Here is a 21,620-nt window from a genome sequence, read left to right on the forward strand (position 1 = left end):
TGTTGGGTCAGGCCAGGTTTTCGCCGGTGGCCGGCACAATCAGGATGCCCGCCCGCAAGCCATTCTTCACCTTGGGATTCGGGAAGATGATCCGCGCGCCCTCTTCTTCGATCACCCAACGGGTCTGGGCGATGTCTTCGGCCAGCACGTAGCCTTTACCCAGCTCAGAAAAATTCTCGATGTCCGCCGGCAGGTTCAGGCGGAAGCTGTCGCTGTGCTTGATGATCTCCCGGGCCACGCTGAACAGCTGGAGGCCATCCAGCCCGTCGTCCAGCTCAGGCTCGTTGCCTTCGATGATCTGCTTAAGGCGGGTTTCCAGCAGGCTGACATTGACGCCTTCGTTCTCCCCGAACGGCCGCGCCTTGCCCAGTTCCAAGGTGAAGGATTCTGCGCCGAGCTGGTCGTAGGTGTAGGCACTGAAGACGATGGACGGCTTGTTCTGCAGCAGCACCGCTTCCATACCCGCCGCACGCAGGCGGGCCAGTTCACGACGTGAATGCTGGCGACCTTCCTTCCAGGGGTACAGGGCGAACTGCTCGATCTTCGAGCCACGGATGGCCGTGTGCAGGTCGTAATGCAAGCGACTGCGCTCTGGCCGGTTGAAGAAGCTGGCGGCCAGCCGCTCCAGCTCGCAAGCCCGCAGCGCTTCCGGGCCACCGCTCAGTTCATGACGGCCATTGAACAGCCGGTTGACGTCCTGTTCGACGAAACGCTCACCGCGGCGGATGGCTTCGGGATTGCCGAACAGGAACAGAATGCGTGCCCGAGGCTTCACGTCTCCACGGGCGATTTCATGCAGCAGGCGGTCGAGCAATTCGATTGGCGCGGTTTCGTTACCGTGGATCCCCGCCGATAACAGCAGGTCCAGGCCATTATCCCGGGCTTCGGGCGGCTTGACCTCCAGCGCGCCCTCGCTCAACCAGCGCATCCGTACGCCTTCGACAGTCAGTTGAGTCTTCTCCGCCGGTTCACGGCCGGCGAGGGTCAGTTCAAGCAGTTTGCCGAGGGCGAGCATAGCGCGGTTTCCTTAATGGTCGTGGCCGCAATCCGGGCCATGGACATGGTCGTCGTCGCCGAGGTCGGCCGGTTCCATTTCCAGCTGCAGGCTGACCAGGTTGGTTGCCAGCGGACGCAACAACAGGTTGGCGTATTCCTCATCCCCTTCCTCGACGTCCACGCCGATCAGCAGCTGACCGCGGCCGTCCTGCTGGATCCACAACTCCTTGCCCTGCCACATCACCGCCACGCGGGTGCAAGAGGTTTCCAGTTGGGTGCCGTCGGTGTCTTCAAGAATCAGCTGCAGTGCATCGCTCATGTTTTTACGTTCTCGTCTGGAGATAAGGCCACGCGCCCTGCTTTGACTGTAGTCAGGTCGCGCGCGCTTTCAATTGATCTGGAAAGGATAGACCGCGCCAAGTTTAAGGATTTGTGTCAATTCATCCAGTGCCGACCGGCATTCGAGCAGCAATTGCGGGTCCGCCAGGTCGCTTTCGGTCATACGGTCGCGGTAATGCCGCTCGACCCACTGGGTCAGCGAATCGTACAGCGGCGCCGTCATGATAACCCCTGGGTTGACGGCCGCCAGCTCGGTTTCATTGAGAGCCACGCGCAACCTCAGACAAGCCGGGCCGCCACCGTTCTGCATGCTCTGCTTGAGGTCGAAGACCTTCACTTCGCGAATCACCCCACCAGAACCCGTCAGGCCTTGCAGGTATTGCCAGACGCGCGGATTGCTGCGGCACTCTTCCGGCACGATCAACAGCATCGAGCCGTCGGGACGCGACAGCAGCTGGCTATTGAACAGGTAGGAACGTACCGCGTCATCGACGCTGACTGCGGAGCGCGGCACGCACACCGACTGAAAGGTTCCACCGACCTTGGCGAGTTTGCTGCTCAGTTCGGCCAGCATCCGGTCGGTCTCGAGAAACGCGTCCTCGTGATAGAACAACACCTCGCCATTGCCGACCGCGATCACGTCGTTGTGAAACACGCCCTGGTCGATCACCGACGGGTTCTGCTGGGCGTACACCACGCCCTCTTCCCGCAGGCCATGCAAACGGGCGACCGCGCGGGACGCTTCGAGGGTCTGGCGAGCCGGGTATTTCTGCGGCGCCGGGTAACGGGTGTCGAAAGCACTGCGACCGAACACAAAGAATTCGACACCTGCCTCACCGTAGCTGCGGCAGAAACGGGTGTGGTTGGCCGCCCCTTCGTCGCCGAACTGTGCCACCGCGGGCAACGCGGCGTGATGGGCGAAGTGCTGTTGATCGGCAAACATCGCCCCCAGTACGCGACTGGTGGTCGGGTGCTCGATGCTGCGATGGTACTTGCAGTTCAGGTTGGCGGCGGTGAAATGCACGCGGCCGTCAGCGGTGTCGGCACTCGGGCTGACGGTGGCGGCATTCGCCACCCACATGCTGGAGGCCGAGCAACTGGCGACCAGCAGCGGCATCGCTTCTTTCGCGGCCTGCTGGATGACCTCGGCGTCGCTGCCGGCAAAACCCAACCGGCGCAGGGCTGCCACGTCTGGACGCTCCTGTGGCGCCAGCACACCTTGCTGGAAGCCCATGTCCATCAGCGCTTTCATTTTCGCCAGGCCCTGCAACGCCGCTTCCTTGGGGTTGGAGCACGCCTGACTGTTGCTCTGGGACGCGACGTTGCCGTACGAGAGCCCGCCGTAGTTATGGGTCGGCCCCACTAGACCGTCAAAGTTGACTTCAAAGGATTTCATCAGCGAGGCTCCACGAGGATCTGTTTTTTATAGGCATCAAGTAGCAACTGCGGCGCGGCCATCGCGGGCAAGCCTTGCTCCCACAGGGGATTCATACAAAGCCTGTGGGCCAAGGTCAGTTCCCCCAGGGACGGCATGGAACCTGTGGGAGCAAGGCTTGCCCGCGATGGATTCATACCATTCGCACACCCGGCGTGAGACTGGCTGGCATGACAAGGCTCGGCGTCTCCAGGGACGCCACCGGGTACGCGCAATAGTCAGCCGCGTAATAGGCGCTGGCGCGATGGTTGCCAGAAGCACCGACGCCGCCGAACGGCGCGCTGCTGGCAGCGCCGGTCAGCTGTTTGTTCCAATTGACGATACCGGCACGGCTTTGCAGCCAGAACTGCTGGTAGCGCTCCTGGGAGTCGGACAACAAGCCGGCGGCCAGGCCGTATTGGGTGTTGTTGGCCTCGGCGATGGCCGCTGGGAAATCCGCGTAGCGGATCACTTGCAGCAATGGCCCGAACAGCTCTTCGTCAGGACGTTCGGCCACCGCCGTCACATCGAGAATCCCTGGCGTCAGCAACGCGGCCTGAGGCTGTGGCTGAGTCATCGTCAGCAGCGCCACGGCGCCGAGGCCCAACAGGTGATTCTGTGCGTCCATCAAGGCTTTCGCCGCGCCCAGGGAAACCACCGAGCCCATGAACGGTGCCGGCTGCTGGTCGAAAGCACCGACTTCAATCGCAGAGCTGACCGCCACCAGGCGCGCCAGCAGGGCATCGCCCCACGCCCCTTCCGGGACCAGCAACCGGCGCGCGCAGGTGCAGCGCTGGCCGGCGGAAATGAATGCCGATTGGATGATGGTGTAGACCGCCGCATCAACGTCCGCCACTTCGTCCACCACCAGCGGATTGTTACCGCCCATTTCCAGCGCCAGGATCTTGTCCGGGCGACCGGAGAATTGTTGATGCAGCAGATTGCCGGTGCGGCTGGAGCCGGTGAAGAACAGCCCGTCGATGCCCGGATTCGCCGCCAGGGCGATGCCGGTTTCCCGTGCGCCTTGCAACAGGTTCAGCACACCCGCCGGCAAACCGGCTTCGACCCAGCACCTGACCGTCAGCTCGGCGACTTTCGGGGTCAGCTCGCTCGGTTTGAACAGCACACAGTTACCTGCCAGCAGCGCCGGCACGATGTGGCCGTTGGGCAAGTGGCCAGGGAAGTTGTAAGGGCCGAATACCGCCACCACACCGTGGGGCTTATGCCGCAGGACCGCAGTGGCGTCGCCCAGGGGGCCGCTCTTCTCGCCGGTCCGCTCGCGGTAGCTCTGCACCGAGATGGCGACCTTGTTGATCATGCTGGTGACTTCGGTGGCCGCTTCCCACAACGGCTTGCCGGTTTCCTCGCCGATGCAGTGGGCCAGTTCGTCAGCGTGGCTCTTCAGCGCCGCGGCAAAGGCATCCAGCACCTGAATGCGTTCATCCAGGGAACGCCGGGCCCAGTCCGGGAACGCCTGACGCGCAGCCTGCACCGCCGACTCGACCTGCGCGGCCGTGGCGCCCTTGCCCGACCACAGCACTTGCTGGGTCACCGGGTTCAACGACTCAAACATGTCGCCCTGGCCTTCCAGCCAGCTTCCCGCGATATACAGCGAGTTCATCATTTCGACTCCCGAGCAGCAGACAACGCAACGGCGCGCACTTGATCGCCGGCATTGAGTTGAAGACGTTTGGCGGTCAACGGATCGACCACCAGGGTGCCCGAGGCGAAGCGCGCCGGTGCCGCCGTGATGCGGCAATCCAGGCACTTGCGGTTATGGATGAGGAACGGCGTGGCGTCGTCGCCCGGCGTACCGATGGCCAGCACCAGGGCCTGGCTGTCACGGACAGCACGGATCTTAGCGGTTTCGCATTCCACGGCCGGGCCGGCATCGAAGATGTCGACGTAGCCTTGATAGTTGAACCCTTCGCTCTTGAGCATCGACAAGGCCGGCTCGGTGTCTGGATGAACCTGGGCGATCACGGCGCGGGCATCCTCGGACAGGAAACAGGTATACAGCGGAAACTTGGGCATCAGTTCGGCGATGAACGCCTTGTTGCCGACCCCGGTCAGGTAATCGGCCTGGCTGAATTCCATCTTGAAGAAGTGCCGGCCCAGGCTTTCCCAGAAAGGCGAACGGCCGGTGTCGTCGGACATGCCGCGCATCTCGGCAATGATCTTGTTGCCGAACAACTGCGGGTATTCGGCAATGAACAGCAACCGCGCCTTGGCCAGCATGCGGCCATTGAGGCCATTGCGGTAATCGGCATGCAGGAACAGCGAACACAGCTCGGAATTGCCGGTCAGGTCGTTGGCCAGGAACAGCGTCGGGATTTCCCGGTAGATGTTCAGCTCCTGGGAAGCGCTCACCGTCAGGCCCACGCGGAAGTTGTACCAGGGCTCACGCAGGCCCACGGCACCAGCGATGGCGGAGATGCCTACCACTTGGCCATCATCGTTTTCGAGCACGAACAGGTAGTCCGCATCGCCACGCCCGGCTTCGCCGCGAAAGGTCTTCTCGGCCCAGCCAACCCGATGGGCCAGGCGCTCTTCGTTGGCCGGCAAGGTGGTCAGACCGGTGCCGGTGCTGCGGGCCAGGGCGATCAGAGCGGGTAAATCGCTGCTGCGTACGGGACGAACGATCATGCTATCTCCTCAGACGGGCCGCTCATGCCACCCGCGAAACTCAGACTTAAACCGCCACCAGGCGCACGCTGGCGCCTTCGCCAACGCCCAGGGCCTCGGCCGCTTCCATGTCCAGGGTCACCGGTTTACCCGGCGCGTAATCGAGCTCGAGCAACACCGCGCGGTAATCCTGCAACTGGGCATTGGCCACCAGGTATTGCCGGCCGGCACCCTTGACCGGCTCGCCGAGCTTGACCGGCACCACGCGGCTCTGGGCAATCGAGCGAATCCCCGAGACGCGGGCATGCAGGGTCGGGCCGCCATCGAAGATGTCGATGTAATGATCAGTCTCGAAGCCTTCGCGCATCAGGATGTCGAAGGTGATCTGCGCACGCGGATGGACCTGCCCCATGGCTTCCTGAGCGGCGTCCGGCAGCAGTGGCACGTAGATCGGGTAATGGGGCATCAATTCGGCGAGGAAGGTACGGCTCTTCAACCCACACAGGCGCTCGGCGGCGGCGTAGTTGAGGTCGAAGAAGTTGCGACCAATGGCGTCCCAGAACGGCGAGTCGCCATTTTCATCGCTGTAGCCGACGATCTCGGTCACCACCGAATCGGCGAACCGCTCCGGATGGCTGGCGACGAACAGCAGGCGCCCGCGGGAATTGAGTTCCGCCCACGGCGTTCCCACCAGGTCCCGGACCACATAGAAACTGGTCAGCAGGCTGTTGCCGGTCAGGTCGTGGCACTGGGAAAGCACGTGGATCTTGTTGTGGATCTTCAGCTCACGGGAGGCATGGACGAACGTCTCGTTGCGAAAACTGTAGAACGGCTCGGAATAACCGGCCGACGCGACGATGGCCGAACAGCCCACCAGCTTGCCGGTGGCCGTGTCTTCAAGGACGAAGAAATAGCTTTCTTCACCGTTGAAACTGACTTCGGCGGCAAACGAGGCTTCGCTCGCGGCGATCTTGTCGCTCAAGCGTTCCACGTCATCCGGCAAGGAAGTGACACCGATCGGACTGTCCGCAGCCAGACGCTGTACCTCGCCCAGATCCGCCATTTGCGCGGGGCGCATCACCAGCATGGTGTCACTCCTTAACTTGAAATAAAGGGTTCGACCAAAAGGTCGACACAAAGAAAAAAACGACTTCATGTGGGAGCAAAGCTTGCTCGCGATGCAGACACTGGGCTTCACCTTTCACAACGAGGCGATCCCATCGCGAGCAAGCTCAGCTCCCACAGGAACCTGGCTCCCATGGAGCCAGTTTTCAGAATCAGGCTTGGGTCAGCTTCGCCGCGGCCTTCTCGAAACGGTCCAGGCCGGCGTCGATGTCGGCGTCTTCCACCACCAGGCTCGGGGCGAAACGGATCACGTCCGGGCCGGCTTGCAGGATCATCAGGCCTTCCTGTTCGGCGGCGTTGAAAATGTCCTTGGCCTTGCCTTTCCAGGCGTCGCTCAGCACGCAGCCGATCAACAGGCCCAGACCGCGTACCTGGGTGAACAGGCCATACTTCTCGCCGATCTGCTCCAGGCGGGCCTTGAACTTGTGATGCTTGGCCTTGACGCCGTCGAGCACCTCGGGGGTGTTGACCACATCGATCACTGCCTCGGCCACCGCGCACGCCAGCGGGTTGCCGCCGTAGGTGGTGCCGTGGGTACCGACCACCAGGTGCTTGGCCAGCGCTTCGGTGGTGAGCATCGCCGCGATCGGGAAACCACCGCCCAGGCTCTTGGCGCTGGTGAGGATGTCCGGGACCACGCCGTAATGCATATAGGCGAACAGTTTGCCGCTGCGGCCCATGCCGGTCTGTACTTCGTCGAACACCAGCAGCGCATTGTGCGCATCGCACAGGTCGCGAGCGCCTTGCAGGTAAGCTTGCTCGGCCGGCAGCACGCCGCCTTCGCCCTGGATCGGTTCCAGCACCACGGCGCAGGTCTTGTCCGAAATGGCCGCTTTCAGGGCTGCCAGGTCGTTATAGGGAACATGGGTGATGCCGGTGATCTTGGGACCGAAGCCATCGGAATATTTCGACTGCCCGCCGACATTGACGGTGAACAGCGTGCGGCCGTGGAAACTGTTGAGCGCGGCGATGATTTCGTACTTTTCCGTGCCGAAACGATCGAACGCAACACGACGGGCCAGCTTGAAGGCGGCCTCGTTGGCTTCGGCGCCGGAGTTGCAGAAGAACGCACGCTCGGCGAATGTCGCGTTGACCAGTTTATGGGCCAGGCGCAGCGCTGGTTCGTTGGTGAATACGTTGGAGACATGCCACAGTTTGTTGGCCTGCTCGGTGAGCGCGCCAACCAGCGCCGGGTGGGCGTGGCCCAACACGTTGACTGCGATACCGCCGGCGAAATCGATCAACTCGCGGCCGGACTGGTCCCACACACGGGAACCGGCGCCACGCACGGGAATGAAGGCAGCAGGCGCATAGTTGGGGACCATTACCTGGTCGAAATCGGCGCGTTGTACCGCGGCTTGCTCAACGGACATCGGAGTCTCCTGAAGAGAAACACTCGCCTGGAAATGGCGAGCTTGGTGAGGATTGTAAGGACAGTTTTCAGCCCGGCCTTGCCGCCAAGCGACAACTTCTTATAGCGCCAACCCCCGTTTTCATTGGGTTTATGGCAATGCGACAAATAGCGTCGCAAAGGCGCAGTTTAAACGTTGTCGGGGGACTTTAGGCGTCGACGTCCACATTTCCATTGCCAGACACAGATCACCTGTGGGAGCGAGCCTGCTCGCGATAGCGCAATGTCAGTCGACATCGATGCCAACTGAACCGACGCCATCGCGAGCAGGCTCGCTCCCACAGGTGTTTTGCGTAGACCGCCCTACTTTTGCGCCCCCTGCCCTCCGGCGGGAGCTGCCTAACCGCGCTCGGCCGGCACCGACGACAATTCGAACGGGCTGCTGCTGCGTCGCTGGTTGCGATCTTCCCGCGGCGTGGCGCCGAAGAAGTTGCGGTAGGCGCTGGAGAAGTGCGGCCCTGAGGAGAAACCACAGGACAAGCCGATCTGGATGATGGATTTGCTGGTCTGCATCAGCATCTGCCGGGCCTTGTTCAGGCGCAGTTCCAGGTAGTACTGGCTCGGCACGCGGTTGAGGTATTGCTTGAAGATCCGCTCCAGTTGCCGGCGGGATACGCACACATGCTGGGCGATTTCGTCAGTGGTCAACGGTTCTTCAATGTTGGCCTCCATCAGCAGCACCGCCTGGGTGAGCTTCGGATGGCTGGAGCCGAGACGATTCTGCAGCGGAATGCGCTGGCGCTCGCCGCCCTCACGGATGCGCTCGACCACCAGCTCTTCCGACACCGCCCCAGCCAGTTCCGCACCGTGATCACGCGACAGCACCGCCAGCAGCAGGTCGAGCACCGACATGCCACCGCAGGCCGTAAGACGGTCGCGATCCCAGTCGAACAAATGACTGGTGGCGATGACCTTGGGGAAGCGCTCGGAGAAATCGTCCTGCCAGCGCCAGTGCACGGCGGCGCGGTAACCGTCGAGCAAGCCCAATTGAGCCAGGGGATAGACCCCTGCCGACAAGCCACCAATCACACAACCGGCACGCACCAGTTGCTTGAGTGCGCTACTCAGGTTGGAGGCCAGCGCAGCCGGGGGCTCATCGGCCACCAGGAAAAGCTTCTGGAGACCTTCGAGCTTGCCCGCCCAGGGTTCGCCGGGTAACTGCCAGGCCCCCTCGCCCGCCGGTTCGGCCTGCAGGAACGACAATTCGTAGACTACTTCCGGATGCACCCGCTGAGCGACACGCAAGGCCTCCTCAGCCAGCGCCAGCGTCAAGGCTTTAGTGCTGGGCCAAATCAGGAAACCAATTCGATGGGCAGTCATGGCGGGCGATCCGAAACGAAAACAGTGTTAAAGCCAAAAGCGGCTGCAACCAAATTAGACCATCTGGCACGTGGTGCGCAGCATGACCCAAATCAGGTGCGTAACGGGAGCAATTACTTGAGGCTGCCCGAAAGAAATTGTTGCAGGCGCTCCGATTGCGGATTGACCAGCACTTCACGCGGGTTGCCGCTTTCTTCGACAATGCCTTTGTGCAGGAACACCAGCTGGTTCGACACTTCGCGGGCAAAGCCCATTTCGTGGGTCACCACCACCATGGTCCGGCCTTCCAGGGCCAGGGCCTGCATCACCTTGAGCACATCGCCCACCAACTCAGGGTCGAGGGCCGAGGTCGGCTCGTCGAACAACATGACTTCCGGCTCCATCGCCAGCGCCCGGGCAATCGCCACGCGCTGCTGCTCGCCGCCGGACATGTGGCCCGGATAGGCGTCCTTGCGATGGGCCACGCCCACTTTGTTCAGATAATGCTCGGCCTTCTCGCGAGCCTCGGCCTTGGCGACGCCCAGGACATGCACCGGCGCTTCCATGATGTTTTCCAGCGCAGTCATGTGGGACCACAGGTTGAAATGCTGGAACACCATCGACAGCCGCGAACGCATGCGTTGCAGCTGCTTGGGGTCCGCGGCCTTCAACGCGCCGTCTTTGCCGGCCACCAGCTTCAGCTCTTCGTTGTTGAGCAGGATCTTGCCGGCATGAGGTTGCTCAAGCAGGTTGATGCAACGCAGGAAGGTACTTTTGCCGGAGCCGCTGGAACCGATGATGCTGATCACATCGCCGGCGGCAGCTTTCAGGGACACACCCTTGAGCACTTCGTGACTGCCATAGCGTTTATGCAGGTCTTGGACTTCGAGCTTGTACATGCGGTCGGTTCTCACAAAACGTCAGTCGTTGGGCAGTCGATCGGGTCGACGCGTTATCAGTGCTTGCGCGGGGCCAGGTAACTCAGCCAGCGACGCTCGGCCAGCTTGAACAGGCGCACCAGGATGAAGGTCAGGCACAGGTAGAACACGCCGGCCGTGATGTAGGCCTCGAACGGCAGGTAATACTGGGCGTTTACCGTGCGCGCGGCACCGGTGATGTCGATCAGGGTCACGATGGAGGCCAGGCTGGTGGTCTGCAGCATCATGATCACTTCGTTGCTGTATTGCGGCAGTGCCCGGCGCAGGGCCGACGGCAGCAGGATCCGGCGGTAGAGCGTGAAGCGCGACATCCCCATGGCCTTGGCCGCCTCGATCTCGCCATTGGGCGTGGCCCGCAGGCTGCCGGCGATGATCTCAGCGGTGTAGGCACTGGTGTTGATGGCGAACGCGAGACACGCACAGAATGTCGCGCTGGACAGCCACGGCCAGAGGAAGCTCTCGCGCACGAACTCGAACTGCGCCAGCCCGTAGTAGATCAGGAACAGCTGCACCAGCATCGGCGTGCCGCGAATCACGTAAGTGTAGAGCCAGGCCGTCATGTTCACGACCGGCTGCTTGGACACCCGCATCAGCCCCAGGGGCAGCGCCGCCAGCAGACCGAAGAACAGCGACAGTGCCAGCAACTTCAAGGTGGTCAGCAGACCGCCGAAGTACAGCGGCAAGGCTTCATAGATGACGTTGTAGTCGAAGATCATAGATCAGCCGCCCTTACGCCTACCGAGTAGCGCTTCTCAAGGTGACGCAATGCCAGCAACGAGACGCTGGTGATCACCAGGTACATCGCCGCCACTGCCAGGAAGAAGGTGAAAGGCTCGCGGGTGGCATCCGCCGCCTGCTTGGCCTTGAACATCATGTCTTGCAGACCCACCACCGAAATCAGCGCGGTCGCCTTGGTCAACACCAACCAGTTGTTGGTGAAGCCCGGAATCGCCAGGCGAATCATCTGTGGCACCAGCACCCGGAAGAACACCTGGAACCCGCTCATGCCATACGCCATGCCCGCCTCGGCCTGCCCCTTGGGGATCGCCATGAACGCGCCACGAAAGGTTTCCGACAGGTAGGCACCGAAGATGAAGCCCAGGGTGCCGATGCCGGCCGCCAGGGGGTTGAGATCGATGTAGTCGTCATAACCGAGCATCGGCGCCACGCGGTTGAGCAGGTCCTGGCCGCCGTAGAAAATCAGCAGGATCAGCACCAGGTCGGGAATACCGCGGATGACCGTGGAATACAGGTCACCCAGCCACGCCAGCCAGCGCACTGGCGAGAGGCGCAACGCGACACCGATCAGTCCCAGGACGATGGCCAGGGCCATGGACGACAAGGCGAGCTGAAGCGTCAACCATGCGCCATCGAGGATGACAGCCCCGTAGCCTTTCAACATGATTCAGGTCCTCGAAAGTGGGATGAAAAAATGGCGCAAACCGCAGGGAGCCTGTTGCTTGCGCCATTTCGCACGAGTGGCGGGACGGTATTACTTGCCGTAGATGTCGAAGGCGAAGTACTTGTCCTGGATCTGCTTGTATTTGCCGCTCTCGCGAATCGCGGCGATTGCGCCGTTGATCTTGTCTTTCAAGGCGTCGCCTTTGCGAACCGCGATCCCTACACCGTCGCCGAAGTATTTGACGTCGGTGAAGGCCGGGCCCACGAACGCGAAGCCTTTGCCGGCGTCGGTCTTCAGGAAACCGTCATCCAGCAGGGTAGCGTCTGCCACGGTGCCGTCGAGACGACCGGCAGAGACGTCCAGGTAGATTTCGTTCTGCGAACCGTATGGCTTGATCTCGGCACCCAGCGGGGCGAGGACTTCACGGGCAAAACGCTCGTGGATCGAACCGCGCTGCACGCCGATGTTCTTGCCCTTGAGCTCGGTCAGGCCATCGCTGACCTGGGTACCGGCCTTCATCACCAGACGCGCCGGGGTGTTGTAGTACTTGTTGGTGAAGTCCACGGACTTCTTGCGATCTTCGGTGATCGACATGGAGGACAGGATCGCGTCGATCTTGCGCACCTTGAGCGCCGGGATCAGGCCGTCGAATTCCTGCTCGACCCACACGCACTTGACCTTCATCTCTTCGCACAGCGCGTTGCCGATGTCGTAGTCGAAACCGACGATGCTGCCGTCCGGGGCTTTGGAGGCAAACGGAGGGTAAGCCGCTTCGATACCGATCTTCAGGGGCTTTTCACCGGCGAATGTCGGCAGGGACAGCACGGACAGTGCCAGGGCGCCAAGCAGCACAAGTTTCTTCATCTTGGGACTCCATCGGTAAAGGGCAAAACGGCAGAGTGAGCAACAGCCCAATATGCGAATGGGTGAAACGAACGTAGGTGCTGCGTCCTAGGAAGCAGGCGTTTTTATCAACGCAGGCCACGACGAGCGAGTGATCGGCATTCTAACGACAGGCCCGAAGCCGATATTTCTTCAATGCGACAACAAATTACAGAAGCACCGAGAAAGCAGTTCGAGCACATTGACAGCCCAGCAAATTCATGCAAGAGCGAAAGAAAGGAAACCAATACACGTTGCAAATTGCGGGCCCATTATTCGCAAACCCTTCTAATCCGGCAAGCACAGCGTGTCGGCAAATTTTATCGAGAGGCTGCGAACGCCCTGAAACGGGGCTCGACGTTTCCCATCGCCTCGGTAGGGTGCCTTTGGTTACACATTTAGAAACATCGGTAACGCTTCGAAAGATCTGACGCGGAACGTCGATATTTATTCGTAGACCTTTCCACACTGATCGTTCCCACGCTCCGCGTGGGAATGCAGCCAAGGACGCTCTGCGTCCCTGAGAGCCGAACGCGGAGCGTCCGTAGAGGCATTCCCACGCGGAGCGTGGGAACGTCAGTCAGCTCCCAAGAAAAAGCCCCGCCGGGCAATTACCGGGCGGGGCTTTCAGGGATCACAAACCGTCGTCAGGCGACGTTCATGGTCTTGTGCGTCTCGATCAAATGCGCCACCACACCCGGATCGGCCAACGTGGAGATATCACCCAACCCGTCGTATTCCGCCGTGGCGATCTTGCGCAGGATGCGGCGCATGATCTTGCCGGAACGGGTCTTCGGCAAACCGGGTGCCCACTGGATGACATCCGGCGAAGCAATCGGCCCGATCTCCTTGCGCACCCAGTTTTTCAACTCCAGGCGCAGGGCTTCGCTGGTTTCTTCGCCGGCGTTGAGGGTGACGTAGACATAGATGCCCTGCCCCTTGATGTCGTGCGGCACACCGACCACCGCCGCTTCGGCGACTTTCGGGTGGGCGACCATGGCACTTTCGATCTCGGCGGTACCCATGCGGTGGCCGGACACGTTGAGCACGTCATCCACCCGACCGGTGATCCAGTAGTAGCCATCGGCATCGCGGCGCGCGCCGTCGCCGGTGAAATACATGCCGCTGAAGGTCTTGAAGTAGGTGTCGACGAAACGGTCATGGTCGCCGTACAGCGTCCGCGCCTGGCCTGGCCACGAATCGAGGATCACCAGGTTGCCTTCGGCCGCGCCTTCGATCAGGTTGCCGAGGTTGTCCACCAGGGCCGGCACCACGCCGAAGAACGGACGCGTGGCCGAACCCGGTTTCAGCGCCGTGGCACCTGGCAGCGGGCTGATCAGCACGCCACCGGTTTCGGTCTGCCACCAGGTGTCGACGATCGGGCAACGCTCCTTGCCGACGTTCTTGTAGTACCAGTCCCAGGCTTCCGGGTTGATCGGCTCACCCACCGAACCCAAGAGCCGCAGGCTGCTGCCATCGGCGCCTTCGACGGCGGCGGTGCCCGAGGCCATCATCGCGCGGATAGCGGTTGGTGCGGTGTAGAGGATATTGACCTTGTGCTTGTCGATGACCTGGGCCACCCGGGTGATGTCCGGGTAGTTCGGCACGCCTTCGAACAGCAGCGTGGTCGCGCCGTTCGCCAGCGGACCGTAGACGATGTAGCTGTGGCCGGTGACCCAGCCGACGTCGGCGGTGCACCAGTAGATCTCGCCCGGCTTGTAGTCGAACACGCGCTCATGGGTCAGGGCGGCGTACAGCAGGTAGCCGGCCGTGGTGTGTTGCACGCCCTTTGGCTTGCCGGTGGAACCGGAGGTGTAGAGGATGAACAGCGCTTCTTCAGCACCCATTTCCTTCGGCGCGCAAACGGTACCGGCGACTTTCATCAGGTCTTCGTACCAGATATCGCGGTGCTGGTTCCACTTGATGTTGCCCGCAGTGCGCTTGCACACGATGACTTTCTGGATGCTGCTGGTTTCCGGGTTGGTCAGCGCGTCGTCGACGTTGGCCTTGAGGGGGATCTTCTTGCCGGCGCGAACGCCTTCGTCGGCGGTGATCACCACTTTGGATTTGCAGTCGATGATGCGACCGGCCAGTGCTTCAGGGGAGAAACCACCGAACACCACCGAGTGAATCGCGCCGATCCGGGCACAGGCCAGCATGGCGACCACAGCCTCTGGAATCATCGGCATATAGATCGTCACCACGTCGCCACGATGCACGTCCTGGCCGCGCAGGGCGTTGGCAAACTTGCAGACTTCTTCGTGCAGTTCGCGATAAGTGATCTTGCGACTCTCGGCCGGGTCATCGCCCTCCCAGATAATCGCGACCTGATCCCCACGCTCGGCCAGGTGACGGTCGAGGCAGTTGTAGGAAACGTTCAAGGTGCCGTCGGCAAACCACTTGATATCGACATGGTGATCGTCGAAGGACGTCTGCTTCACCGTGGTGAACGGCTTGATCCAGTCGAGGCGCTTGGCCTGCTCGCGCCAGAAACCATCCGGGTTGACCACCGACTGTTGGTACATGGCCTTGTAGGTCGCCTCGTCAGTCAGCGTATTGGCTGCTACCTCGGGACGAACGGGATACACAGAAGCCGCACTCATGTTTCTTACCTCGGTGACATAGTTGTTTTTGTATGGTCCCGTTGTAGCCCGGGGCGGGCCTATAGAACCATTCGACGATGGTAGTAACAAGTCCCTACAAAATGTCGGTACTAACGTGCAAGACCCACCCACACCTGAATTTCAGTGAATACCTGTTTTTGTCACCAACATAGATCCCCCGTGGGAGCGAGCCTGCTCGCGATGACGCCAGCCAATCCAAAACAGATCCAACAGGAAGTCTTCGACTCCTGGCGATTATTACCAAATCCACCAAAAGTCTTTATCAAAACCCGGTCTGTTTGCATCCACCCCCACTCCCTAGAATCCACCTCGCCAACTGGCAAATACGATTGACGCAACACAGCCCCCACGAAGGCCGTTAATCAAACTTCCCAAACCTGCTCCACACGCAACCCCAAAAAGGTTGCGTGACCCCACTCGACCTCAGAAAAGGTGAAATCAGATGAAAGCTTTATGGGTTCTGGTCCTCGGCAGCCTCAGCGCAATGGCGATGGCAGACGAGGCCCCGACCGATGTCGCTCAGCAAAAACCTGCCATTGAGGAATACACCTACTCCACCCACCTGGACATCGCCAAAGTCATTTCCATGAGCGCGGTCCCGGATGTCTGCGAAGTGGTCCCGGCAAAAATGGAATACCAAGACTCCAAGGGCCAACTCCATATCCTGCGCTACAGCGTCATGGGCAACGGTTGCTCCAACGGCTAACCAGTGTGTGAACGAACCAGGAGTTATCCACTTTGAAATACAAACTGTTCTGCGCCTTGGCCCTGTCCGTACTGGCCGCCAATAGCTTCGCCGCCGACGGCTTCGATCACACCGGTTCAGCCGCCGCAATGAACCGTCACGACCTCGCTAACGCCGCCACGGTCGATACCGACCACCACACCCCTACCGATCCGAGGACCGTCGCCGCCGATGGCAGCGACCGCTCCGGCTCGGCCCATACCGATTGATCATTATTGGCAGTTTCCATGGCCCGACTCCGGTCGGGCCTGGTTGTGTCTGGAACCGAAGAAAACCCTCCCCAAACACAACATGTAGTGTAAAAACGCAAAAACAGGTCGTTTTTTGATCAAAAAAACACGCCATCCGATTCATGCAAAAAAAATCTATAACCGCCAAAGCCTTGTAAACCCTCGCTCCAACGCGAATCAGCCCCCCACCGCGCCCTCCGTGGGCGATTTCGCCGCACCACGTAGGCAAAAAAGTCCTTATAATGCCGCCTTAAACGGGCCTGCAATATTCCCTTACAGGGGAATCAAGCCAGCCTGAAGCCCACGCAAAGGCCCCTCGCCTCTTCGCGTTCACAGCCGCTTCAGCATGACCCGTACATTTTTCTGTTTATTGCCTGCGTCAGCTGCAAGAAACGATTTTCCAAGATCCACCGCCGCCAGCAGGCCTTCACCAGGCTTCTGGCCCTCACGCAGGAGACGACACGTCATGCTGAGCTGGGACGAATTCGACAAAGAAGACGGCGAAGTCGCTGTAAAAGGCGCCAATGCCGGCCACGCTTCTGAAGCCAACATGGACCGCCTCGACAGCGCCGGCGGTGCCGCCGCGCTCGAAGCCCGCGCCGTGACGGCCAGCGACTCGGCCGCGATCATTCGCGCCAAGGCCGCCCTCGATAAACTCGACGTTGCCGAAGGCCTCGCCGAACTCGAAGGCGCCTCCGCCCGTGTCGCCGTCGATGAAAAGCGCATGATCAACTGCCGCGCCGACCTCAACCAGCTCGTGCCGTTCAAATACGACTGGGCCTGGCAGAAGTACCTGGACGGTTGCGCAAACCACTGGATGCCGCAAGAAGTCAACATGACCGCCGACATCGCCCTCTGGAAAAACCCGGAAGGCCTGACCGACGACGAGCGCCGCATCGTAATGCGCAACCTGGGCTTCTTCTCCACCGCAGACTCCCTGGTCGCCAACAACCTGGTCCTGGCCGTATACCGCCTGATCACCAACCCGGAATGCCGCCAGTACATCCTGCGCCAGGCCTTCGAAGAGGCGATCCATACCCACGCCTACCAGTACTGCATCGAATCGCTGGCCATGGATGAAGGCGAAATCTTCAACATGTACCACGAGATCCCATCGGTCGCGAAGAAAGCCGCCTGGGGCCTGAAGTACACCCGTTCGATCTCCGATCCGAAGTTCGAAACCGGCACCCCGGAAACCGACAAAGAGTTGCTGCGCAACCTGATCGCCTACTACTGCGTCCTGGAAGGCATCTTCTTCTATTGCGGCTTCACCCAGATCCTCTCCATGGGCCGCCGCAACAAGATGACCGGCGTCGCCGAGCAGTTCCAGTACATCCTGCGCGACGAATCCATGCACCTGAACTTCGGCATCGACGTGATCAACCAGATCAAAATCGAAAACCCGCACCTGTGGGATGCCGAGATGAAGGAAGAAGCGACCCAGATGATCTTGCAAGGGACCCAACTGGAGATCGAATACGCCCGTGACACCATGCCTCGCGGCGTATTGGGCATGAACGCGGCGATGATGGAAGACTATCTGAAGTTCATCGCGAACCGTCGTTTGTCGCAGATTGGTCTTAAAGAAGAATATCCAGGCACGACTAACCCGTTCCCTTGGATGAGCGAGATCATGGACTTGAAGAAAGAGAAGAATTTCTTTGAGACGCGGGTGATTGAGTATCAGACCGGTGGTGCGCTTAGCTGGGATTGATGTCGAGAGAAAAATCCCAAGCTGACCTGTCGGCTGACGCCTTACTAAAAACCCCGTGAAAACGGGGTTTTTTGCATTCTGTCCTACACGCCCTGGCCACTGGTGGGTGAATAGCTGCGATTTTGAATTGAAAACATTCAGTGCAACCCACCTCTCCACCCGCTATTAATACCCTCCTCTACTCAAGGACCCGAGCCCGCCATGAAATTCGACCTCGCCTACTGCCGCAGCCTCGACGACAAGTTGTCGATCTATGACGTGCGCGATTTGAATTTTGACGAAACGGTGAATTTCGATTCGGCGAAGGAACAATTCCAATGTCCCAACGATGCCTGTCGAGCGGCGTTCGATGCGGCGAATGTGCTGGTGACGTTCAACGCCAAGAATGTGAATTACGTGCGCACACCGCACTTCAAGAACACCCCCAGTACGCGGCATGTCGAGGGTTGTCCTTATGCCAGCCTGAAAACTCCGACAAGCCTGGAGACGGACGCGTCGGAAGCGGATGACGGTCGGGAGGAACACTTTCCTTCGGAGCTGTTACTGACCGGGCGCGAGTATGTGCGCAAGCCTTCCAGACCGGCAGTGGCGGCGGACGTGACGCGCGATGAGCGAGTGCCTTCAGCCGCCAGACATGGCGAGCACACCAGCCGTGATTCGGCGCCGGACAAAACCAGTGTCTTCGCCCATCCGGTGGAGTGCTTTGTATCGAACTTCGCGGACAAGGACCTGCTCAAGCGCATGCCGCTGAAGATTGGCGAGCACACGGCGCCCTATGCATCGTTCTTCAAGAAGATCGAATACCTGCTGGACAACAAGGGGCTGATCTACTGGGGCAAGATCAAGAAGATCGAGGATTATCACAGCGCCAGTTTTCGTGTCGACTTCGAGCAAAAGGTCTGGGTCAAGTTACCGGGCGAAGCGAAGAAGCGGCCCTATTCGGTCAACGTTTACCTGAGCAAGAAGCTGATCGATCAGTACCGTAAGCGCAAAGCGTTTCTGGAAGAGATCAAGCATGCCGCCGAGAGCGAGCGGGATCTGTACTGCTTCTTCTATGGCGTGACGCCGGAGCTGAAACAGGTGCCAAGCAAGAAAAACCCCGAACAGACGTTCGGGGTGTTCAGCGCCCAGATCGAGAACCTGGATCACTTCATCATTCGTGAAGCGCCGGGGTTGGCCGATAGCTGATCTCGCCTTGGGCTGACAGCAACCCTGCACGCGTCGGTATTCTGTTCATAGTGCATCTTGGGCAAGTTGCCGCTCGAATGCCCACATTTCCCGTTTCACTTCCATACGTCGTGCACAGGCTTTCTGGAGGCTGGGCTCATCCAGGCCACCATAACGCCGCAACCAGTGAATGATCATTTCCTCATCGGGGAAGTAATAGTCCTTGTGCCCCTTGCTGCTTCTCGGCGTGTTGTTCATATCACCATCAAAGCGGCCTGCGGAGAATTCATCAGAAGGCAACGTTCCCCACTCTGCGGCGCAGTCCTCGAAAACCCAGGAGATTTCGTTGATGTGCTTTTGCGCACCGCGATGGCCGCGCTTGTAAAAAACGTACTCATGACAACTTTCCTGGAAGCGGGCCATCATTGGCTCGTCATCGATCCAGTGCAAAAGGTCATATTGCCCGGCGTGGCGCATCAAGCCATTGATCCAACGCTCGGAAAACCGATGAATAAAACCTTCCACGTCAGCTTTTTTGGCGTCAGCGAAGATCATGCAATAACGTGTATGCACGTGGATGACGAACAATACATGCTTGCGTTGCACAGTGATGGCATGGACCAGCCACTGTTCGGCGAATTCAACCACCTCATCGTCCTCGATAACGGGTGACGGTGGCTTCTCCATGGGAGTGATTTTCTTGCCTTTGTGCACGCGGCTAAAGAAGTTACAAGCCGCTTCGGTGCAATTGAAGATCAACATGCTGTTCTCTGCTTGAAAAGGACTATGCGTCTGTGACCCATTCGATTTCATAGGGCTGACGAACAGCGTCGGAAATCCGTTCTCGTAACTCGTCGCTCAGAACCATCAGCTCCTGATCGCTCAGCAGGTCATAGGCGACCATCAGCCTCAAAGATAGCGAAACTTCTTTGCGTCGACGCCCGTTGAAGGCCATCGCCAGGTCCTTGTCTCGATTGCGTATGAGGCCATACAGCGTTGCGTATCGAGCGTGGGCCGATAGAGTTTCGTTCTGAGCGATCGTCTGGGCATCAGCAAGAACTCCTTGGCAGAAGCGGTCCAGTGCCAGCTTGTAAAGCTCATTGTAATTTTTCCAGTCACTGTCGGAAATCGACATACCACCCTCCTTCGCTAGACACCAGGGTACACCGAGCGCTTGGCTGGAGCAGGCCACTGGTCACCCATCAAAAAAATGAGATTGATCCGGCTTCAAAACAACTGTACAAAAACACAGTATTTTTGAATCCACTGCTTTGGAGAATCCCATGGCCTCTCTCGCAATCAAAACCACCCTGGAACGCATCGCTGTCTATCAATTCACTCCTGCCCACAGCGCACAGGCCCGAGCCATGCTCGGCTGGAGCGTCGAGGAACTGTCCCGGCAGTCCGGGGTTTCGGTCAAGGCTATCCGGCGCTTCGAAGCGGGAGGCGAATTGCTCGATGTGACACGCCTGGCGCTCGCGTTCTGCCTTGAAGCCGAAGGCCTGGTGTTCTTCCCCGGCTTTGCACCGGGGCGTGGCATGAACATCAAAGGCGCCACACCGGATCCGGCGGGACGGCCCGACTACGCGATGATCGAATAGCGGGATCGTTGCATCAGGTATCAGGCCGCGTCAGCCTGGCTCTCATAGGCCGAGGCCTCCACATCCAGCCACCAGGCACAGCCGCGTTGGGGATGGGTCAGGGTGAAGGCTTCGCCCATTTGCGGCGTGGTAATGGACACGTTGCGCTCCCAGGCCAGGGCCAGGATGCGGTCGAAGGGTTCAAACCAGGCATGCATCGCCAGGTCGAAGGTGCCATTGTGAATCGGCAACAGCCAACGGCCCCTGAGGTCGATATGAGCCTGGAGGGTCTGCTCCGGCTGCATGTGGACATGGGGCCAATCGACGTTATAGGCGCCGGTTTCCATCAGCGTCAGGTCAAAGGGACCGTATCGCTCGCCGATGCGTTTGAAACCGTCGAAATAACCCGTGTCGCCGCTGAAGAAGATCCGCGTGCCGCCGTCGATCATCACCCATGACGCCCACAGCGTGCTGTTGCCATCGAACAGACCGCGACCGGAAAAATGCTGCGACGGCGTGGCTATGAACTCGATGCCGTCCACTTCGGTACCTTGCCACCAATCCAGCTGACGAACCTTGCTGGCCTCGATGCCCCATTTGACCAGGGTGTCACCCACGCCAAGGGGCGTCAGGAAGTGCCGGGTCTTGGCGGCAAGCTTGAGGATGGCCTGGTGGTCGAGGTGGTCGTAATGGTCATGGGAAAGGATCACCGCCTCGATCGGTGGCAGATCCTCCAGGCTGATGGGCGGTTGATGGAAACGCTTGGGACCGGCCCATTGCACGGGCGACGCACGGTCAGAGAAAACCGGGTCGGTGATCCAGAATTTGTCGCGCAGCTTGAGCAGAACCGTGGAATGGCCAAGACGGAACACACTCTGGTTCGGTGCTGCCAGCAACTCGGCGCGTGTCAGCGGCTGAACGGTGATGGCGCCCGCCGGACGGGTGGTGCGCGGTTTGTGGAGCAGCATGTTCCAGATGATACGCAGCATCTGGCCGAACCCTTCTCGCGGGGTATGGGCGTGATTGCGATACTTCCCTTGTTCGTGTCGGGAGGCAGGGCTGGCAGCCGTACTGTCGGTCGAGGAAGCAGGAATGCTCATGGTGCGATAACTCCAAGGGCGTCGCCGAA

At 60.1% G+C, this 21,620-nt stretch carries 21 protein-coding genes; 5 read left to right on the plus strand and 16 right to left on the minus strand.

All coding sequences use genetic code 11. The features are described 5' to 3' along the window. Positions 1-7: 7 nt before the first annotated feature. From astE to acs, 13 genes are all read right to left on the minus strand, one after another. Complete coding sequence (astE, locus tag PCOSP_RS22270; protein ID WP_464709533.1) at positions 8-1,015, minus strand: succinylglutamate desuccinylase; 1,008 nt, start codon at positions 1,013-1,015, stop codon at positions 8-10. A gap of 12 nt (positions 1,016-1,027) precedes the next feature. After that, positions 1,028-1,315 (minus strand): hypothetical protein, encoded by a 288-nt coding sequence (locus PCOSP_RS22275; protein WP_024776525.1) that lies wholly within the window; start codon positions 1,313-1,315, stop codon positions 1,028-1,030. A 69-nt stretch (positions 1,316-1,384) separates the two neighbouring features. Next, on the minus strand, positions 1,385-2,731 hold the full coding sequence (astB, locus tag PCOSP_RS22280; protein WP_175363329.1) for an N-succinylarginine dihydrolase: 1,347 nt from the start codon (positions 2,729-2,731) through the stop codon (positions 1,385-1,387). 172 nt (positions 2,732-2,903) lie between these two features. Beyond that, on the minus strand, positions 2,904-4,373 hold the full coding sequence (gene astD / locus PCOSP_RS22285; RefSeq protein ID WP_175384715.1) for a succinylglutamate-semialdehyde dehydrogenase: 1,470 nt from the start codon (positions 4,371-4,373) through the stop codon (positions 2,904-2,906). After that, complete coding sequence (gene astA, locus PCOSP_RS22290) at positions 4,370-5,395, minus strand: arginine N-succinyltransferase (protein WP_041023505.1); 1,026 nt, start codon at positions 5,393-5,395, stop codon at positions 4,370-4,372. The genes astD and astA overlap by 4 nt, the downstream gene beginning before the upstream one ends. A gap of 46 nt (positions 5,396-5,441) precedes the next feature. Continuing rightward, a complete protein-coding gene (gene aruF / locus PCOSP_RS22295) occupies positions 5,442-6,461 on the minus strand; it encodes an arginine/ornithine succinyltransferase subunit alpha (RefSeq protein ID WP_041023506.1) in 1,020 nt (339 codons plus the stop codon). A 190-nt stretch (positions 6,462-6,651) separates the two neighbouring features. Continuing rightward, a complete protein-coding gene (locus PCOSP_RS22300; protein ID WP_139647832.1) occupies positions 6,652-7,872 on the minus strand; it encodes an aspartate aminotransferase family protein in 1,221 nt (406 codons plus the stop codon). A 377-nt stretch (positions 7,873-8,249) separates the two neighbouring features. Further along, entirely contained in the window at positions 8,250-9,230 is a 981-nt protein-coding gene (gene argR, locus PCOSP_RS22305) for a transcriptional regulator ArgR (protein ID WP_139647831.1), read from the minus strand. Between the two features lie 113 nt (positions 9,231-9,343). Beyond that, positions 9,344-10,108, minus strand: coding sequence for an ABC transporter ATP-binding protein (locus tag PCOSP_RS22310; RefSeq protein ID WP_018612663.1), 765 nt, complete (start codon positions 10,106-10,108; stop codon positions 9,344-9,346). A gap of 56 nt (positions 10,109-10,164) precedes the next feature. Then, the gene (locus PCOSP_RS22315; protein WP_041023510.1) at positions 10,165-10,863 is read right to left on the minus strand and encodes an ABC transporter permease; all 699 of its coding nucleotides are present in this window, start codon (positions 10,861-10,863) and stop codon (positions 10,165-10,167) included. Next, positions 10,860-11,549 carry an ABC transporter permease gene (locus tag PCOSP_RS22320; RefSeq protein ID WP_025215109.1) on the minus strand — a complete coding sequence of 230 codons (690 nt, stop codon included), beginning with the start codon at positions 11,547-11,549 and terminating at the stop codon, positions 10,860-10,862. Before PCOSP_RS22320 ends, PCOSP_RS22315 begins: the two co-directional genes overlap by 4 nt. 90 nt (positions 11,550-11,639) lie before the next feature. Beyond that, complete coding sequence (locus PCOSP_RS22325; protein WP_464709535.1) at positions 11,640-12,413, minus strand: ABC transporter substrate-binding protein; 774 nt, start codon at positions 12,411-12,413, stop codon at positions 11,640-11,642. Between the two features lie 665 nt (positions 12,414-13,078). Next, entirely contained in the window at positions 13,079-15,034 is a 1,956-nt protein-coding gene (acs, locus tag PCOSP_RS22330; RefSeq protein WP_139647829.1) for an acetate--CoA ligase, read from the minus strand. Between the two features lie 463 nt (positions 15,035-15,497). Between acs and PCOSP_RS22335 the strand changes: the two genes are divergently transcribed. The 4 genes from PCOSP_RS22335 to PCOSP_RS22350 all read left to right on the plus strand — a co-directional run bounded on the left by PCOSP_RS22335 (position 15,498) and on the right by PCOSP_RS22350 (position 18,932). Beyond that, on the plus strand, positions 15,498-15,761 hold the full coding sequence (locus PCOSP_RS22335; RefSeq protein WP_139647828.1) for a DUF2790 domain-containing protein: 264 nt from the start codon (positions 15,498-15,500) through the stop codon (positions 15,759-15,761). Between the two features lie 32 nt (positions 15,762-15,793). After that, positions 15,794-16,009 (plus strand): hypothetical protein, encoded by a 216-nt coding sequence (locus PCOSP_RS22340; RefSeq protein ID WP_464709536.1) that lies wholly within the window; start codon positions 15,794-15,796, stop codon positions 16,007-16,009. A gap of 487 nt (positions 16,010-16,496) precedes the next feature. After that, positions 16,497-17,744, plus strand: coding sequence for a ribonucleotide-diphosphate reductase subunit beta (locus PCOSP_RS22345; RefSeq protein WP_024776511.1), 1,248 nt, complete (start codon positions 16,497-16,499; stop codon positions 17,742-17,744). Positions 17,745-17,945: 201 nt separating this feature from the next. Continuing rightward, positions 17,946-18,932, plus strand: coding sequence for a hypothetical protein (locus PCOSP_RS22350; RefSeq protein ID WP_464709538.1), 987 nt, complete (start codon positions 17,946-17,948; stop codon positions 18,930-18,932). 45 nt (positions 18,933-18,977) lie between these two features. Here PCOSP_RS22350 and PCOSP_RS22355 read toward each other — a convergent pair whose 3' ends face one another. Next, positions 18,978-19,673 (minus strand): DUF6933 domain-containing protein, encoded by a 696-nt coding sequence (locus PCOSP_RS22355; RefSeq protein WP_139647825.1) that lies wholly within the window; start codon positions 19,671-19,673, stop codon positions 18,978-18,980. 22 nt (positions 19,674-19,695) lie between these two features. Continuing rightward, complete coding sequence (locus PCOSP_RS22360) at positions 19,696-20,046, minus strand: hypothetical protein (protein ID WP_055135840.1); 351 nt, start codon at positions 20,044-20,046, stop codon at positions 19,696-19,698. A gap of 148 nt (positions 20,047-20,194) precedes the next feature. Between PCOSP_RS22360 and PCOSP_RS22365 the strand changes: the two genes are divergently transcribed. Beyond that, positions 20,195-20,512 carry a helix-turn-helix domain-containing protein gene (locus tag PCOSP_RS22365; RefSeq protein ID WP_024779566.1) on the plus strand — a complete coding sequence of 106 codons (318 nt, stop codon included), beginning with the start codon at positions 20,195-20,197 and terminating at the stop codon, positions 20,510-20,512. Between the two features lie 20 nt (positions 20,513-20,532). Here PCOSP_RS22365 and PCOSP_RS22370 read toward each other — a convergent pair whose 3' ends face one another. Then, positions 20,533-21,591 carry an MBL fold metallo-hydrolase gene (locus PCOSP_RS22370; protein WP_175363323.1) on the minus strand — a complete coding sequence of 353 codons (1,059 nt, stop codon included), beginning with the start codon at positions 21,589-21,591 and terminating at the stop codon, positions 20,533-20,535. Positions 21,592-21,620 lie beyond the last annotated feature (29 nt).

Source organism: Pseudomonas sp. MAFF 730105, assembly GCF_055380705.1.

What these genes read in the sequence shown, in the direction of transcription:
- astE (WP_464709533.1), bottom strand. Translation starts at nt 1,015, where the DNA reads ATGCTCGCCCTCGGCAAACTGCTTGAACTGACCCTCGCCGGCCGTGAA.
- PCOSP_RS22275 (WP_024776525.1), bottom strand. Translation starts at nt 1,315, where the DNA reads ATGAGCGATGCACTGCAGCTGATTCTTGAAGACACCGACGGCACCCAA.
- astB (WP_175363329.1), bottom strand. Translation starts at nt 2,731, where the DNA reads ATGAAATCCTTTGAAGTCAACTTTGACGGTCTAGTGGGGCCGACCCAT.
- astD (WP_175384715.1), bottom strand. Translation starts at nt 4,373, where the DNA reads ATGATGAACTCGCTGTATATCGCGGGAAGCTGGCTGGAAGGCCAGGGC.
- astA (WP_041023505.1), bottom strand. Translation starts at nt 5,395, where the DNA reads ATGATCGTTCGTCCCGTACGCAGCAGCGATTTACCCGCTCTGATCGCC.
- aruF (WP_041023506.1), bottom strand. Translation starts at nt 6,461, where the DNA reads ATGCTGGTGATGCGCCCCGCGCAAATGGCGGATCTGGGCGAGGTACAG.
- PCOSP_RS22300 (WP_139647832.1), bottom strand. Translation starts at nt 7,872, where the DNA reads ATGTCCGTTGAGCAAGCCGCGGTACAACGCGCCGATTTCGACCAGGTA.
- argR (WP_139647831.1), bottom strand. Translation starts at nt 9,230, where the DNA reads ATGACTGCCCATCGAATTGGTTTCCTGATTTGGCCCAGCACTAAAGCC.
- PCOSP_RS22310 (WP_018612663.1), bottom strand. Translation starts at nt 10,108, where the DNA reads ATGTACAAGCTCGAAGTCCAAGACCTGCATAAACGCTATGGCAGTCAC.
- PCOSP_RS22315 (WP_041023510.1), bottom strand. Translation starts at nt 10,863, where the DNA reads ATGATCTTCGACTACAACGTCATCTATGAAGCCTTGCCGCTGTACTTC.
- PCOSP_RS22320 (WP_025215109.1), bottom strand. Translation starts at nt 11,549, where the DNA reads ATGTTGAAAGGCTACGGGGCTGTCATCCTCGATGGCGCATGGTTGACG.
- PCOSP_RS22325 (WP_464709535.1), bottom strand. Translation starts at nt 12,413, where the DNA reads ATGAAGAAACTTGTGCTGCTTGGCGCCCTGGCACTGTCCGTGCTGTCC.
- acs (WP_139647829.1), bottom strand. Translation starts at nt 15,034, where the DNA reads ATGAGTGCGGCTTCTGTGTATCCCGTTCGTCCCGAGGTAGCAGCCAAT.
- PCOSP_RS22335 (WP_139647828.1), top strand. Translation starts at nt 15,498, where the DNA reads ATGAAAGCTTTATGGGTTCTGGTCCTCGGCAGCCTCAGCGCAATGGCG.
- PCOSP_RS22345 (WP_024776511.1), top strand. Translation starts at nt 16,497, where the DNA reads ATGCTGAGCTGGGACGAATTCGACAAAGAAGACGGCGAAGTCGCTGTA.
- PCOSP_RS22350 (WP_464709538.1), top strand. Translation starts at nt 17,946, where the DNA reads ATGAAATTCGACCTCGCCTACTGCCGCAGCCTCGACGACAAGTTGTCG.
- PCOSP_RS22355 (WP_139647825.1), bottom strand. Translation starts at nt 19,673, where the DNA reads ATGTTGATCTTCAATTGCACCGAAGCGGCTTGTAACTTCTTTAGCCGC.
- PCOSP_RS22360 (WP_055135840.1), bottom strand. Translation starts at nt 20,046, where the DNA reads ATGTCGATTTCCGACAGTGACTGGAAAAATTACAATGAGCTTTACAAG.
- PCOSP_RS22365 (WP_024779566.1), top strand. Translation starts at nt 20,195, where the DNA reads ATGGCCTCTCTCGCAATCAAAACCACCCTGGAACGCATCGCTGTCTAT.
- PCOSP_RS22370 (WP_175363323.1), bottom strand. Translation starts at nt 21,591, where the DNA reads ATGAGCATTCCTGCTTCCTCGACCGACAGTACGGCTGCCAGCCCTGCC.